The organism is Vibrio sp. 970 (assembly GCF_033339075.1).
Genome location: NZ_JAWOTW010000462.1, coordinates 1 through 631, shown reverse-complemented (window position 1 = coordinate 631; position 631 = coordinate 1). Strand labels below are relative to the sequence as shown.

Below are 631 nucleotides of genomic sequence, written 5' to 3'. Positions count from 1 at the left end.
TTTGGCTCAGTTGGGTTAGCAAGATCCGCAATCACGAGCGGGTTATTTTTATCGAGCGTGCCCGTTGCGGGGTCGGCGCAGTAGCCTTTTTCGGTAATCGTCATTGAAACGATCGCCACTTGTGGCTCGGCCATTTTTTCTAACACCGCTTGAATGCTGTCGAGGCTTGGGTGCAGTGACTCGGTGACTGAGCCAATCACTTTTACCTCTGTCGATTTTGCGCCTTTCTCTGCCACGGTGTAGAGGTGATCTTGCGCGCGCAGCGATTGAATTAACTCTTCACCGCCAAATAGGTTGATTTCGCAAATGCCCCAATCCGAGCCCGTTTTGCTCAGCATTTCATTGGTGAACAGTGCTTGGTGCGCTCGGTGGAAAGCACCGAAACCAAGGTGAATAATACGGCTTTTGAGTGTAGAACGGTCGTAATCTGGCAGCGAAACAGCAGCATTTAGGGTGGAGTTTGCAATGGTTTTCATTTTATTCCCCTTCTCCCGCAGAGTGCTCTGCGGGATGATTCATTGAAAGAGTTAGTAGCCTAGGACCAGTTTTGGTAAGAACAGACTGAGTTCAGGAATAAAGGTCACCGCCATTAGGGCCGCAATCAGTGCAACGTAGAATGGCAGAAGCGGCT

General features: G+C 50.1%; 1 pseudogene. It reads right to left on the bottom strand.

From position 1 onward, the window contains the following. Positions 1-476 (bottom strand): annotated as a pseudogene (locus R7Q11_RS27310) (fructuronate reductase); the annotation flags it as partial. Positions 477-631 lie beyond the last annotated feature (155 nt).